The following is a 13,537-nucleotide window of genomic DNA, read 5'->3' as shown; positions in this document are numbered from 1 at the left end:
GTCCTGAGGCTTCAGGACTCCCGGCCGGCCCGTCAGACCTCTTCGACGCTGCTCGGCTCTCGCCGGGACAGGTCGATACCGAGTTCCTCCGCTGCGCGGAAGACGTCCTCGTCCGTGTCGCGCATCTCGATGGACATGCCGTCCGAGGACAGCACCTCCACGTTGAGGCAGAGCGACTGCATTTCCTTGATGAGCACCTTGAAGGACTCGGGAATGCCGGGCTCCGGGATGTTCTCGCCCTTGACGATGGCCTCGTATACCTTCACGCGGCCGGTCACGTCGTCGGACTTGATCGTCAGCAGCTCCTGGAGGGCGTAAGCGGCGCCGTATGCCTCCAGCGCCCACACCTCCATCTCACCGAAGCGCTGACCACCGAACTGTGCCTTACCACCCAACGGCTGCTGGGTGATCATGGAGTACGGGCCGGTCGAACGGGCGTGGAGCTTGTCGTCGACCAGGTGGTGGAGCTTGAGGATGTACATGTACCCGATCGAGACCGGGTCAGGGAACGGCTCACCGGAGCGGCCGTCGAACAGGTGGGCCTTGCCGGAGGGCAGGACCAGCCGGTCGCCGTCGCGGTTCGGGATCGTGGCCTCGAAGAGGCCGGTGATCTCGTCCTCGCGCGCACCGTCGAACACCGGGGTGGCGACGTTGGTGCCGGGCTCGACGCGGTCGGCGCCGATCGCCTGGAGGCGCTGCGCCCACTCGTCACCCAGACCGGAGACGTCCCAGCCGCGGCTGGCGAGCCAGCCGAGGTGGATCTCCAGGACCTGTCCCGGGTTCATTCGGGACGGGACACCCAGCGGGTTCAGGATGATGTCGACCGGGGTGCCGTCCTCAAGGAAGGGCATGTCCTCGATCGGGAGGATCTTGGAGATGACGCCCTTGTTGCCGTGACGGCCGGCGAGCTTGTCACCATCGGTGATCTTGCGCTTCTGCGCCACGTAGACACGAACCAGCTGGTTCACGCCCGGCGGCAGCTCGTCGCCCTCTTCGCGGTCGAAGACGCGGACGCCGATGACCTTGCCGATCTCACCGTGCGGCACCTTCAGCGAGGTGTCGCGCACTTCGCGCGCCTTCTCGCCGAAGATCGCGCGGAGCAGGCGCTCCTCCGGCGTCAGCTCGGTCTCACCCTTGGGCGTGACCTTGCCGACGAGGATGTCGCCGGCGACGACCTCGGCACCGATACGGATGATGCCGCGCTCGTCGAGGTCGGCGAGGACCTCTTCGGAGACGTTCGGGATGTCCCGGGTGATCTCCTCCGGGCCGAGCTTGGTGTCACGGGCGTCGACCTCGTGCTCCTCGATGTGGATCGAGGAGAGGACGTCGTCCTGCACCAGCCGCTGGCTGAGGATGATCGCGTCTTCGTAGTTGTGGCCCTCCCACGGCATGAACGCCACGAGGAGGTTCTTGCCGAGCGCCATCTCACCCTGCTGGGTGGCGGGACCGTCGGCGAGGACCTGACCCTCGATGACCCGTGCGCCCTCGTTGACGACAACCTTCTGGTTGACCGAGGTGCCCTGGTTCGAGCGGGAGAACTTGGCGATCCGGTACGTGGTGTACGTGCCGTCGTCGTTGGTGACGGTGACGTAGTCTGCGGAAACCTCCTGGACCACACCCGCCTTCTCCGCCTTGATGACGTCACCGGCGTCGACCGCGCAGCGGTACTCCATGCCGGTGCCGACGAGCGGAGCCTCGGACGTGATCAGCGGCACGGCCTGACGCATCATGTTCGCGCCCATGAGCGCGCGGTTGGCGTCGTCGTGCTCCAGGAACGGGATCATCGCGGTCGCGACCGACACCATCTGGCGCGGCGAGACGTCCATGTAGTCGACGTCGTCGCCGGGGATGTAGTCGATCTCTCCGCCACGACGGCGGACCAGGACGCGCGACTCGGTGAAGCGCATGTCCTCACCGAGGATCGCGTTCGCCTGGGCGATCACGAAGCGGTCTTCCTCGTCAGCCGTGAGGTAGTCGACCTCGTCGGTGACGACACCCTCGGTCACACGGCGGTACGGGGTCTCGACAAAGCCGAAGGCGTTGACGCGGCCGTACGAAGCCAGCGAACCGATCAGACCGATGTTGGGGCCTTCGGGCGTCTCAATCGGGCACATACGGCCGTAGTGGGACGGGTGCACGTCACGGACCTCGAAGCCTGCCCGCTCACGGGACAGACCACCGGGACCCAGTGCCGAGAGACGACGCTTGTGCGTCAGACCCGACAGCGGGTTGTTCTGGTCCATGAACTGCGACAGCTGCGAGGTGCCGAAGAATTCCTTGATCGACGCCACGACCGGGCGAATGTTGATCAGGGTCTGCGGCGTGATCGCCTCGACGTCCTGGGTCGTCATGCGCTCACGCACGACGCGCTCCATCCGCGCCAGGCCCGTACGGACCTGGTTCTGGATGAGCTCGCCGACGTTACGCAGACGACGGTTGCCGAAGTGGTCGATGTCGTCGGTCTCGACGACGATGCTCCGGCCCGACTCGCCGACCGTCTCGACCTCGCCGGCGTGCAGCCGGACCAGGTACTTGATGGTGGCGATGATGTCCTTGCTGGTGAGGACACCCGCGTTCAGCGGCTCGTCGGCGCCGAGCTTCTTGTTCACCTTGTAGCGGCCGACCTTCGCGAGGTCGTAGCGCTTCGGGTTGAAGTAGAGGTTCTCGAGCAGCGTCTGAGCAGCCTCGCGCGTGGGCGGCTCGCCCGGACGCAGCTTGCGGTAGATGTCGAGCAGTGCGTCGTCCTGGCCCTGGGTGTGGTCCTTCTCCAGGGTGGCGCGCATGGACTCGTACTCGCCGAACTCCTCCAGGATCTGCTCGGTCGTCCAACCGAGAGCCTTGAGGAGAACGGTGACGGACTGCTTGCGCTTGCGGTCGATGCGGACACCGACCATGTCGCGCTTGTCGATCTCCATCTCCAGCCAGGCACCCCGGGAAGGGATGATCTTGGCGGAGAAGATGTCCTTGTCGGACGTCTTCTCGATGGAGGAGTCGAAGTAGACACCCGGCGAGCGGACCAGCTGCGACACCACGACACGCTCGGTGCCGTTGATGACGAAGGTGCCCTTGTTGGTCATGAGCGGGAAATCGCCCATGAAGACCGTCTGGGACTTGATCTCGCCGGTCTCGTTGTTGGTGAACTCCGCGGTGACGAAGAGCGGGGCGGCGAACGTGAAGTCGCGGTCCTTGCACTCGTCGATGGAGTTCTTCGGCGGCTCGAAACGGTGGTCGCGGAACGTCAGCGACATCGACCCGGAAAAGTCTTCGATCGGGGAGATCTCTTCGAAGATCTCTTCCAGACCGGACTTGGTGGGGACGTCCTGTCCACTCTCGAGAGCGGCCTCGACGCGACCCTTCCAAGCGGCGTTACCGAGCAGCCAGTCAAAGCTCTCGGTCTGCAGCGCGAGGAGGTTCGGAACCTCGAGGGGCTCCTTGATCTTTGCAAAGGAGATGCGCAGCGGGGCGGTGCTGGCGCCGTTGTTCGTATTGGAGGTCGAGGCGTTGCGCGAGGCGGCCAAGAGGGGGTCCTTCCGAGGGCTCGGACTCACTACGCGCGTACCGGTCCCAAGTTGGACACGGAGACAGAAAAGCCCAGATCAAGAAAGCCCTGATCAGGGCAGATCATTCCTCGGTGCTCAAGCATGGGCATGCCCCTGGTGACGGGCAGGAGGCAGCTAACAGGCAGCGCAAAGGGTCAGTGTAGCCACTTGGCTCACTGATGTCCAGAGCGGGTTTTTGGGGACCCTCATCGGCCTCTTTGTTCTTCTCAACGCCACTGCCAGGAACTGCCACAACTGCTTCTGCATCCACGTCACGGGCGAGCCCTCTGCGCCCTGCGAGCGCACCTCGATACTGCCCTCTTCGTCTTCGATCCATGCCTCGGATACGGATCGATGTAACGACGCGTCCTGAGAATTGCGCGCTGCGTGCCGTTCGTCAAGGCCCCCCGCCCCCTCGGGGCTCCGGTCACCTGCCCGGACCGCCTTCACGGCGTACAACGGGCGTACACGGGCGTACAGCGGGCCTGTGGGCGCACAACGAAGATCACCTTACTCGTCACAAAGCCCTGAGCCCAGTTGTGCGGGGGAACGCCGAAGGGCGACCACCCCATTGGGTGATCGCCCTTGGCTGTGCCGGTGTTACACCTCGCGGCGCATCTCCGGCGAAAGAGTCCTGGGACTCAGGAAGTCACTTGACCTCGACGGCCGCGCCGGCGCCCTTGAGGGACTCGGCGGCCTTCTCGGCGTCTTCCTTCTTGACCTTCTCAAGGACCGGCTTCGGAGCGCCGTCGACGAGGTCCTTGGCCTCCTTCAGACCCAGCGAGGTGAGCTCACGCACGACCTTGATGACCTGAATCTTCTTGTCGCCGGCACCGGTGAGGATGACGTCGAACTCGTCCTGCTCCTCGACGGCCTCGGCAGCGGCGCCGCCACCGGCCGGGCCGGCAACCGCGACGGCCGCGGCGGCGGTGACGTCGAACTTCTCCTCGAAGGCCTTCACGAACTCGGAGAGCTCGATGAGGGTGAGCTCCTCGAACTGAGCGAGCAGGTCTTCCTGGCTGAGCTTCGCCATGATGGCGTCCTTCCACTAATTCGGCAGGTGCCGGAGTTAAATGTCGGCGGGCGTACTGTCGGCCCGCTGCGGCCGTCTCCCTACCGGGTTACGACCATTGCGCGAGCCGAGTTACTCGGCACCGCCCTGCTCTTCGAGCTTGACGCGAAGCGCTTCCGCAGTGCGGACGAACTTCGACGGAAGCGCCTGGAAGAGCTGCGCAGCCTGAGTCTGCTTGCCCTTCATGGCACCCGCCAGCTTGGCGAGCAGAACCTCGCGGGACTCGAGGTCCGCGAGCTTCTTGATCTCATCGGAGGTCAGCGCCTTACCGTCAAGGACACCGCCCTTGATGATGAGGTTCGGGTTCTCCTTGGCGAAGTCACGAAGACCCTTCGCCGACTCCACCGGGTCACCGGTGATGAAGGCAACCGCCGTCGGACCAGTGAACTGGTCGTCCAGCGAAGTGATCCCGGCCTCGTTGGCCGCGATCTTGGTCAGCGTGTTCTTCACCACGGCGTACTGGGCGTTCTCACCGAGCGAACGACGCAGCGTCTTGAGCTGCGCGACGGTGAGACCCCGGTACTCGGTCAGCACGGCGGCGTTCGAGCTACGGAACTGGTCCGCAAGCTCGGCTACCGCGGCAGCCTTGTCGGGCCTTGCCATAGAGCGTCGGCCTCCTTCCGGGTGATGAGGACCGCTCAGAAGGGGCTCGAAAATGCAAAACGCCCCGGCGCAAGCGCACGGGGCTGAGCTCAACCAGAATGAACCGGGAACTTTCCACGAACACCTGCGCAGGTCGTCCGCACTAACTAGCGGATCCTTCGGCCACCACGTCCTCTTACGAACACGCAGCAACGACCAGCGGTCTTTGGCTTCCTCGGAAGAGTACGCGACGGCGTACGAATCGAGCAAATCGTCTCCGGGCCGGCCCCGGGTGCACCGCACGAGGGGGGCCGGCCCGGTCCGCGAAGACGGAAAAGCGAAGGCCCAGGAGGCGCCGGACCATGCGGCGGCAGCCAGAGGCACCGCGCCTGGAAGCCCCGGGCTAGGAGGCCGCGCCCGCCTTCTGCTTCTCCTTCTTCATGATCTCCGCGAAGTCCGCGGTGTCGGAGGCGGCGGGCTTCTCGACCGCGGCCGGCGTGCCGTAGTCCGAGTAGAACGCGGTCGAGTTGAGCGGACCGGACTTGGTGCTTGCCTTCTCGGTCTTCTTCACCAGCAGGTTGTCCTTGTCCACCCAGATGTCGATCTGCTCGGTGGTGATGCCGGCCTGGGTGAGCTGGGCCTTGTACGCGTCCAGCTGGGCCTTGTCGAGAGTGGAGTTCTTCTCGGCCAGCTTCGCCACGTCGACGGTGCCCGCGTAGTGCGTGGCGGCCACTCCCCGGACGTTCTCCTCGCCGACCTTCTTGACGTCGCCGGAGGCCAGCAGGCCCTTCACGCCCTGGTCGGGGCTGGAGTTCTGAAGCTGGTCCTTCAGCATGGCGCCGGACGGGCCGAGCAGTTCGGCCATGGCGTCGTAGGAGTAGTAGATCCAGTGCTTGCCGCCGATCTGCTGGGCGAAGGCGTCGCCCATCCTGGCGTAGTAGCCATCGCGCACGTAGCGCGCCTCCGAGGTGGCCGGGTTGCCTGCCTTCTTCTGCGCCTCGGCCAGCTGGCCGCCCTGCTGGGTGACCTGCATGGTGCCGGTGACCCCGTCGGACCACCCCAGCACGCCCTCGCTGTGGGTGTTCACTGCGGATCCGACCTGCATGGTGGTCTCCACCTTGGCCGACTTGGCCTCGCCGGTCTTCTGCTGAACGGTACGGAGCATGCTGAGCGGGCTGAAGCCCGAACCGGCGTCGCCGCCCGTCTGCTTGCCCGCGCTCTCCTTGGCCGCGCCGTCCTGCGCGCCGCCGTCCTTGGCCCCCGTACCGCCACCACAGGCCGACGCGCCGGCCATGACCGCGGCCGACACGACCGCGATGCCCACACGCCTGATGACGTAACTCTGCATGGTGGAACCCTCGCCCCTCGTTGTCACTGGAATCACCCCGCACCGTAACGCAGCCGGGCCCCCGCTCCTCCGAAGAGGGGCGGGGGCCCGGCCGAGTGCAATACGCGAGACCCGCGACTGCCGTCAGAGAACTCAGACGGCGGCCGGGTCCTCCTCGACGAGGAGGTTGCGGGTGCGGTTGGAGTCCAGCGGGATGCCGGGGCCCATCGTCGTGGCCAGGGCGGCCTTCTTGATGTAGCGGCCCTTGGCGGCGGACGGCTTCAGACGGAGGATCTCCTCCAGCGCCGCTGCGTAGTTCTCCACCAGCTTGGTCTCGTCGAAGGAGACCTTGCCGATGATGAAGTGCAGGTTCGAGTGCTTGTCGACGCGGAACTCGATCTTGCCGCCCTTGATGTCCGTGACAGCCTTCGCCACGTCCGGGGTGACCGTTCCGGTCTTCGGGTTCGGCATCAGACCACGCGGGCCGAGCACGCGGCCGAGGCGGCCGACCTTGCCCATGAGGTCCGGGGTGGCGACGACGGCGTCGAAGTCCAGACGGCCCTTCGCAACCTCGTCGATCAGTTCGTCGGAGCCGACGATGTCGGCGCCAGCGGCTTCCGCGGCCGCAGCACGGTCACCGGTCGCGAAGACCAGGACCCGGGCGGTCTTGCCGGTGCCGTGCGGAAGGTTCACGGTGCCGCGGACCATCTGGTCGGCCTTGCGCGGGTCGACACCCAGACGCATGGCGACCTCGACGGTGCCGTCGAACTTGGTGGTGGCGGTGTCCTTGGCGATACGGATGGCCTCGAGGGGGGCGTACAGACGCTCCCGGTCGATCTTGGCGTCCGCAGCCCGGAGGGACTTGCTGCGCTTCACTGCTGCTCCTGTGTGTTCAGGTGTGGAGTCGTGGTACGGGCCAGCGCGTGGCCCTGCCACTGTCGTACGAAGGGGCTGAATCAGCCTTCGACCGTGATGCCCATGGAACGGGCGGTACCGGCAATGATCTTGTCGGCAGCGTCAAGGTCGTTGGCGTTCAGGTCGGGGAGCTTGACCGTGGCGATCTCGCGCACCTGAGCGGCGGTGAGCTTCGCGACCTTGGTCTTGTGGGGCTCGCCCGATCCCTTGTCCACACCAGCGGCCTTGAGGATCAGCTTGGCGGCCGGCGGGGTCTTCGTCACGAAGGTGAAGGAGCGGTCCTCGTAGACCGTGATCTCCACCGGCACGACCATGCCACGCTGCGACTCGGTCGCGGCGTTGTAGGCCTTGCAGAACTCCATGATGTTGACGCCGTGCTGACCGAGCGCCGGGCCGACCGGCGGGGCCGGGTTGGCGGCGCCCGCGTTGATCTGGAGCTTGATAAGCCCCGTGACCTTCTTCTTCTTGGGAGGCATTGCTCTCTCCGGGTCCTAGTGAGAGTTTCGGCCATCCATCCGATCATCCGGATGGAGGCATACCGCACAACGATAACGGGTATAGACGTGCGGCTAAAAACCGAGCAGGTCAGACCGGCTTTGGAAGCCCGATCTGACCTGTTCGGAAGCTCTTGTCAGAAGTGCCTGACCTGGGGTCAGTTCTTCTGGATCTGGTCGAAGCTGAGCTCGACCGGAGTCTCGCGGCCGAAGATCTCGACGAGGCCCTTGACCTTCTTGGAGTCCGGGTTGATCTCGTTGATCGTGGCCTGCAGCGTCGCGAACGGGCCGTCGGTGACGGTGACCGAGTCGCCGACCTCGAAGTCCAGGACCTCGACGGCGAGCTTGCGCTGCGGCGCCGGCTTGCCCTCGGCCTCGGCAGCCTCGCGGGCCGCCTTCTCCTCGGCCTCGGGGGCGAGCATCTTGACGATCTCGTCCAGGGTCAGCGGGTACGGGTCGTAGGCGTTGCCCACGAAGCCGGTGACGCCGGGGGTGTTGCGGACAACGCCCCAGGACTCGTTGGTCAGGTCCATGCGCACCAGCACGTAGCCGGGGAGCTTGTTCTGACGGACGTTCTTGCGCTCGCCGTTCTTGATCTGAACGATTTCTTCTTCCGGCACTTCTGCCTGGTAGATGAACTCTTCGACGTTCAGGGAGACGGCGCGCTGCTCCAGGTTGGCCTTCACGCGCTTCTCGTACCCGGCGTAGGTGTGGATGACGTACCACTCGCCGGGCAGGGTGCGCAGCTCCTCGCGGAGGGCCACGATCGGGTCGACCGGCTCGGAGGTGGGCTCCTCGGCCTCTTCGGCCTCGGCGATCTCCTCGACCTCGGCGTCGACACCGTCTGCGTCCGCGACGGCCTCGGCCGCAGCGGCGTCCTCGTCGGTCTCGGCGACCGCGACGGCTTCGACATCCTCGTCGGACTCGATGTGCAGGGCGGCCTCTTCGGCCGGCTCGCCGGCAGCGACGTCGGCGGCTTCGGCCTGGTCGGGCTCCACAGCGTCCGCCGCCTCAACGATGGCGGTCTGGTCCTCTACGGACTCGACCGACTCGCTGGCGTCGTTCAGGTTCGGGTCAGACACGGTGGCTGCTTCTTCCTGGATACACAAATGGGTGGAACGCGCGAAAGGGGCGCCCGTTGAAGGAGGCGCCCTACGCGAGGTTTTTAGCCGAAGACGTACTTCACGGCGGCCGCGAAGCCCTGGTCGATCACGGTCACGATGCCGATCATGATCACGACGAAGACGATGACGACAGTGGTGTACGTCGTCAGCTGGCTGCGAGTGGGCCAGACGACCTTGCGGAGTTCCGCAACGATCTGGCGGTAGAACTGCGCGAGGCGGCCGAACGGGCCCTTCTTGCCCCGCTTGCCGCCCTTGCGTGCCTTCTTCGGTACTTCGTCCTGGGCATCAGGCATGTCGATGGAGCCCACGGCGTCCGTCACGCTACTCACCTGATTCCGGGTCGTGGCCGTGCCGCGCCCGGTGGAGCCGCACGACAAATGCAGAGAAGTACGTACATGCGCACACATCCTGGCGAAGGAGTGTGTAGCAGGGCCGGAGGGACTTGAACCCCCAACCGCTGGTTTTGGAGACCAGTGCTCTACCAATTGAGCTACGACCCTTTGTGGTTCCCCCAACCTACCGCATCCAGCCGAGTGCACGGAGTGCGTACGGCGGAGTGGTCTGCTGTGGGCCAACGACAGGTGAGTGTACGTGCTCCCAGGCCCGACGTCGAACAGATAGGGCTCCGAGGTGATCTTCGGCCGCTCCCCACCGGTCTTCCAAACCCCTGTGCCCGGGCCCCTCGCGGTCTGGGACGATGGGCCGTATGAGCGCTGCTACCCCTCCGACCGAGCGCAGGGTGTCCGCCCGCGTCGGTGCAATCTCCGAGTCCGCCACGCTTGCCGTCGACGCGAAGGCGAAGGCCCTCAAGGCCGCCGGCCGTCCGGTGATCGGCTTCGGTGCGGGCGAACCCGACTTCCCGACGCCCGACTACATCGTCCAGGCCGCGATCGAGGCCTGCTCGAACCCGAAGTACCACCGCTACACCCCGGCGGGCGGGCTTCCCGAGCTGAAGAACGCGATCGCCGCGAAGACGCTGCGCGACTCGGGTTACGAGGTGGACGCCTCGCAGATCCTGGTGACCAACGGCGGCAAGCAGGCCATCTACGAGGCGTTCGCCGCGATCCTCGACCCGGGCGACGAGGTCATCGTCCCGGCCCCTTACTGGACGACGTACCCCGAGTCGATCCGGCTGGCGGGCGGTGTCCCGGTGGAGGTCGTGGCCGACGAGACGACCGGTTACCGGGTCTCCGTGGAGCAGCTTGAGGCGGCCCGCACCGAGAACACCAAGGTCGTGCTCTTCGTCTCGCCGTCGAACCCGACCGGCGCCGTCTACAGCGAGGCCGACGCGGAGGCGATCGGGCGCTGGGCGCACGAGCACGGGCTGTGGGTGCTGACGGACGAGATCTACGAGCACCTGGTGTACGGCGACGCGAAGTTCACCTCGCTGCCGGCGATCGTGCCGGAGCTGCAGGACAAGTGCATCGTGGTCAACGGTGTCGCCAAGACGTACGCGATGACCGGCTGGCGGGTCGGCTGGATCATCGGCCCCAAGGACGTGGTGAAGGCCGCGACGAACCTCCAGTCGCACGCCACCTCCAACGTGAGCAACGTGGCGCAGGTGGCGGCGCTGGCCGCCGTCTCCGGGCCGCTGGACGCGGTCGACGAGATGAAGACGGCCTTCGACCGGCGCCGGCAGACGATCGTGCGGATGCTGAGCGAGATCGACGGCGTCGTCTGCCCGACGCCGGAGGGCGCCTTCTACGTGTACCCGTCGGTGAAGGGGCTGCTCGGCAAGGAGATCCGCGGCAAGCGCCCGCGGACCTCGGTCGAGCTGGCCGCGCTGATCCTGGAGGAGGTGGAGGTCGCGGTGGTTCCCGGCGAGGCCTTCGGCACCCCGGGGTACCTGCGGCTGTCGTACGCGCTGGGTGACGAGGACCTCGTCGAGGGTGTCTCGCGGATGCAGAAGCTGCTCGCGGAGGCCCGCGACTAGTCGCGGGTGAGGTGGGACGGTCCCTCGGCCTGTGGCCGGGGGACCGTTTCTGCGTTCGGGGGCGCACCCGTTGGGGAAAAGGCGCTTCCGGGCGCGTCGTGCGTACGGCAAGATCGGGCGATGGAACGTGTACGTGATCTGACCCTGCTGCCCAAGGCCCATCTGCACCTGCACTTCACCGGATCGATGCGGCCCACCACTTTGCTGGAGCTGGCCGACAAGCACGGTGTGCATCTCCCCGACGCGCTGACCAGCGGTGAACCACCGAAGCTGCGGGCGACCGACGAGCGGGGCTGGTTCCGCTTCCAGCGGCTCTACGACGCCGCGCGGTCGTGTCTGCGGACCCCCGAGGACATTCAGCGGCTGGTGCGGGAGGCCGCCGAGGAGGATGTGCGGGACGGGTCGGGGTGGCTGGAGATCCAGGTCGATCCGACGTCGTACGCGCCGCTGCTCGGCGGGTTGATCCCGGCGCTGGAGATCATTCTGGACGCGGTGGACAGTGCGTCCAGGGAGACCGGGCTCGGCATGCGGGTGCTGGTGGCGGCGAACCGGATGAAGCATCCGCTGGACGCGCGGACGCTGGCCAGGCTCGCGGTGCGGTACGCGGACCGAGGGATCGTCGGGTTCGGGCTGTCCAACGACGAACGCCGGGGCATGGCGAGGGACTTCGACCGCGCCTTCGCGATCGCGCGGGAGGGGGGCCTGCTCGCGGCGCCTCACGGCGGCGAGCTGACCGGTCCTTCTTCGGTACGGGACTGCCTCGACGACCTGGACGCCTCGCGGATCGGGCACGGGGTGCGGGCGGCCGAGGATCCGCGGCTGCTGCGGCGCCTCGCGGAGCGGGGCATCACCTGTGAGGTGTGCCCGGCTTCCAACGTGGCGCTGGGGGTGTACGAGAAGCCCGAGGACGTACCGCTGCGGACGCTGTGGGACGCCGGGGTGCCGATGGCGCTGGGGGCGGACGACCCGCTGCTGTTCGGGTCGCGGCTGGCCGCGCAGTACGAGCTGGCGCGGGAGCACCACGGCTTCACCGATGCCGAACTGGCCGAGCTGGCACGGCAGTCGGTGCGGGGGTCGGCCGCGCCCGTGGATGTAAGGGAGAAGCTGCTGGCCGGGATCGACGCGTGGCTGGCGGGGGGACCGTCGGCCCCGGCCGGGTGACCGTCAGCCGTTGATGCCCCGGAGCAGGGTGGTGGCCAGGGCGGCGGCGAAGTCGTCGACGGACTGCGGGGGCGGCTTGCCGGCCAGACCGTCCCGGTCGTAGGCGAAGGCGCGCTGGGCGCAGGCGCCCATGAGGAGCGAGGCGGCGGCGAAGGTGTCGGCGCGGGGGCCGATGCGGCCCGCCGTCCGTTCCACCTGCAGATAGGCGTCCAGGCCCTCGATGGGCATGTGGGGTCCGGTGCCCATCTCCTGCATGGCCTTGTCGTGGCGGCTCTTGAGCTTGGTCTCGGCGTAGAGCGAGGCGGCGATCGGGAAGCTCTCGGCGTAGAAGAGGGTCGCCTGACGGGCGATCTCGGTGAGGTTCTGCTCGACGGTGCGCTCGCCGGGGTCCAGCACGAGGCGCTGCAGGAGCGGGGTGAGGCGGGGCAGCCGCTCGGACAGGACCGCGACGAAGATCTCGTCCTTGCCGGTGAAGTGCTTGTAGAGCGCGGCTTCCGAGCAACCCGCGGCCCTGGCGATCTCCTTGGTGGTGGCCCGGGACAGGCCGAGGGTGCGCATCAGCCGGTGGGCGGCGTCGAGGATGCGCTCGCGGGTGGGCTGCTGCGCGGGCTGCTGCGGATTCGGCACGGGGGCTCCAGGGGGTTGACGGGTGGGTGAGTATTCACTCACCTTGGCTGGTGAGTGAATACTCACCCACTCCGGGAGGATCCCGCAATGAAGCTCACGGTATTCGGTGCCACCGGCGGCGTCGGGCAGGAAATCGTCAAGCAAGCACTGGCCGCGGGCCACGAGGTCACCGCGGTCGTCCGGGACCCCGCACGGTTCACGGTGACCGGCGAAGGACTCACGGTGTTCCGTGCCGATGTACGGGACCCGGAGGAGCTGCGGGCAGCGGTGGCCGGGCGGGACGCGGTCCTCTCCGGCCTCGGGGCGCGCAGCACCAAGGACGCGGGCATCACGACCACGCTGACCCGCGCGGTCCTGCGCGCCATGGAGGTGGAGGGCACCCGCCGCCTGGTCGTCGTCAGCGCGGCCCCGGTCGGCCCCGACCCGGACCGCCAGCCCCTCGTCGACCGGGCCGCGGGCCGTGTGATCAGCCGCGTCCTGAAGCCCGTCTACGACGATCTGCGCGCCATGGAGGCCGAGTTGGCCGCCTCCGCCACCGACTGGACCTCCGTACGCCCCCCGAAACTGACCGACAAGCCGCTCACCGGCCGCTACCGCACGGTCGTCGGCGGCACCCCGCGCAGCGGCCGCACCCTCGCCCGGGCCGATGTGGCCCACGCGATGCTGGCGGTACTGGACGACGCGTCCACGGTGAAGCAGGGGGTGGGGACGGCGTACTGAGGGCGCACCGGGACGCTCGGAGACCGCGTCCCGACGCGGGCCC

At 67.2% G+C, this 13,537-nt stretch carries 12 protein-coding genes and 1 tRNA gene; 3 read left to right on the top strand and 10 right to left on the bottom strand.

Annotated elements, in window-relative coordinates:
- Window positions 1–32 precede the first annotated feature (32 nt).
- The 9 genes from rpoB to ACIA73_RS35300 form a co-directional block, all read right to left on the bottom strand.
- The gene (gene rpoB / locus ACIA73_RS35340; RefSeq protein ID WP_399443044.1) at window positions 33–3,518 is read right to left on the bottom strand and encodes a DNA-directed RNA polymerase subunit beta; all 3,486 of its coding nucleotides are present in this window, start codon (window positions 3,516–3,518) and stop codon (window positions 33–35) included.
- Between the two features lie 670 nt (window positions 3,519–4,188).
- Entirely contained in the window at window positions 4,189–4,572 is a 384-nt protein-coding gene (gene rplL, locus ACIA73_RS35335; RefSeq protein ID WP_399443043.1) for a 50S ribosomal protein L7/L12, read from the bottom strand.
- A 111-nt stretch (window positions 4,573–4,683) separates the two neighbouring features.
- A complete protein-coding gene (rplJ, locus tag ACIA73_RS35330; RefSeq protein ID WP_399443041.1) occupies window positions 4,684–5,214 on the bottom strand; it encodes a 50S ribosomal protein L10 in 531 nt (176 codons plus the stop codon).
- A 382-nt stretch (window positions 5,215–5,596) separates the two neighbouring features.
- A complete protein-coding gene (locus ACIA73_RS35325; RefSeq protein WP_399443040.1) occupies window positions 5,597–6,541 on the bottom strand; it encodes a hypothetical protein in 945 nt (314 codons plus the stop codon).
- A gap of 132 nt (window positions 6,542–6,673) precedes the next feature.
- Entirely contained in the window at window positions 6,674–7,396 is a 723-nt protein-coding gene (rplA, locus tag ACIA73_RS35320; RefSeq protein WP_399443038.1) for a 50S ribosomal protein L1, read from the bottom strand.
- Between the two features lie 80 nt (window positions 7,397–7,476).
- Window positions 7,477–7,911, bottom strand: coding sequence for a 50S ribosomal protein L11 (gene rplK / locus ACIA73_RS35315; protein ID WP_185027986.1), 435 nt, complete (start codon window positions 7,909–7,911; stop codon window positions 7,477–7,479).
- 176 nt (window positions 7,912–8,087) lie between these two features.
- Window positions 8,088–9,011, bottom strand: coding sequence for a transcription termination/antitermination protein NusG (gene nusG / locus ACIA73_RS35310; RefSeq protein WP_399443037.1), 924 nt, complete (start codon window positions 9,009–9,011; stop codon window positions 8,088–8,090).
- An 83-nt stretch (window positions 9,012–9,094) separates the two neighbouring features.
- Window positions 9,095–9,373 carry a preprotein translocase subunit SecE gene (gene secE / locus ACIA73_RS35305; RefSeq protein WP_399443036.1) on the bottom strand — a complete coding sequence of 93 codons (279 nt, stop codon included), beginning with the start codon at window positions 9,371–9,373 and terminating at the stop codon, window positions 9,095–9,097.
- A gap of 107 nt (window positions 9,374–9,480) precedes the next feature.
- Window positions 9,481–9,553 (bottom strand) — tRNA-Trp (locus ACIA73_RS35300).
- Window positions 9,554–9,759: 206 nt separating this feature from the next.
- On the opposite strand from ACIA73_RS35300, the gene ACIA73_RS35295 reads away from it, so the two are divergent.
- Window positions 9,760–10,986: a pyridoxal phosphate-dependent aminotransferase gene (locus ACIA73_RS35295; RefSeq protein WP_399443035.1), complete on the top strand. Its 1,227-nt coding sequence runs from the start codon at window positions 9,760–9,762 to the stop codon at window positions 10,984–10,986.
- Between the two features lie 120 nt (window positions 10,987–11,106).
- Entirely contained in the window at window positions 11,107–12,147 is a 1,041-nt protein-coding gene (locus tag ACIA73_RS35290; protein ID WP_399443034.1) for an adenosine deaminase, read from the top strand.
- Window positions 12,148–12,150: 3 nt separating this feature from the next.
- Here the strand turns inward: ACIA73_RS35290 and ACIA73_RS35285 are convergent, their stop codons facing one another.
- A complete protein-coding gene (locus ACIA73_RS35285) occupies window positions 12,151–12,705 on the bottom strand; it encodes a TetR/AcrR family transcriptional regulator (RefSeq protein ID WP_399443102.1) in 555 nt (184 codons plus the stop codon).
- A 156-nt stretch (window positions 12,706–12,861) separates the two neighbouring features.
- Between ACIA73_RS35285 and ACIA73_RS35280 the strand changes: the two genes are divergently transcribed.
- Window positions 12,862–13,494 (top strand): NAD(P)-dependent oxidoreductase, encoded by a 633-nt coding sequence (locus tag ACIA73_RS35280; protein ID WP_399443033.1) that lies wholly within the window; start codon window positions 12,862–12,864, stop codon window positions 13,492–13,494.
- The last annotated feature ends 43 nt before the right edge of the window (window positions 13,495–13,537 follow it).

The sequence above is a fragment of the Streptomyces sp. NPDC051561 genome, assembly GCF_044454195.1.
Taxonomy (GTDB): domain Bacteria; phylum Actinomycetota; class Actinomycetes; order Streptomycetales; family Streptomycetaceae; genus Streptomyces.
The sequence above is the reverse complement of the archived record's forward strand: the minus strand, read 5'-3'. Positions and strand labels throughout refer to the sequence as shown.

Coding starts and splice junctions, on each gene's coding strand:
- rplL (WP_399443043.1), bottom strand. CDS start 4,572: ATGGCGAAGCTCAGCCAGGAAGACCTGCTCGCTCAGTTCGAGGAGCTC.
- rplJ (WP_399443041.1), bottom strand. CDS start 5,214: ATGGCAAGGCCCGACAAGGCTGCCGCGGTAGCCGAGCTTGCGGACCAG.
- ACIA73_RS35325 (WP_399443040.1), bottom strand. CDS start 6,541: ATGCAGAGTTACGTCATCAGGCGTGTGGGCATCGCGGTCGTGTCGGCC.
- rplK (WP_185027986.1), bottom strand. CDS start 7,911: ATGCCTCCCAAGAAGAAGAAGGTCACGGGGCTTATCAAGCTCCAGATC.
- ACIA73_RS35295 (WP_399443035.1), top strand. CDS start 9,760: ATGAGCGCTGCTACCCCTCCGACCGAGCGCAGGGTGTCCGCCCGCGTC.
- ACIA73_RS35290 (WP_399443034.1), top strand. CDS start 11,107: ATGGAACGTGTACGTGATCTGACCCTGCTGCCCAAGGCCCATCTGCAC.
- ACIA73_RS35285 (WP_399443102.1), bottom strand. CDS start 12,705: ATGCGCACCCTCGGCCTGTCCCGGGCCACCACCAAGGAGATCGCCAGG.
- ACIA73_RS35280 (WP_399443033.1), top strand. CDS start 12,862: ATGAAGCTCACGGTATTCGGTGCCACCGGCGGCGTCGGGCAGGAAATC.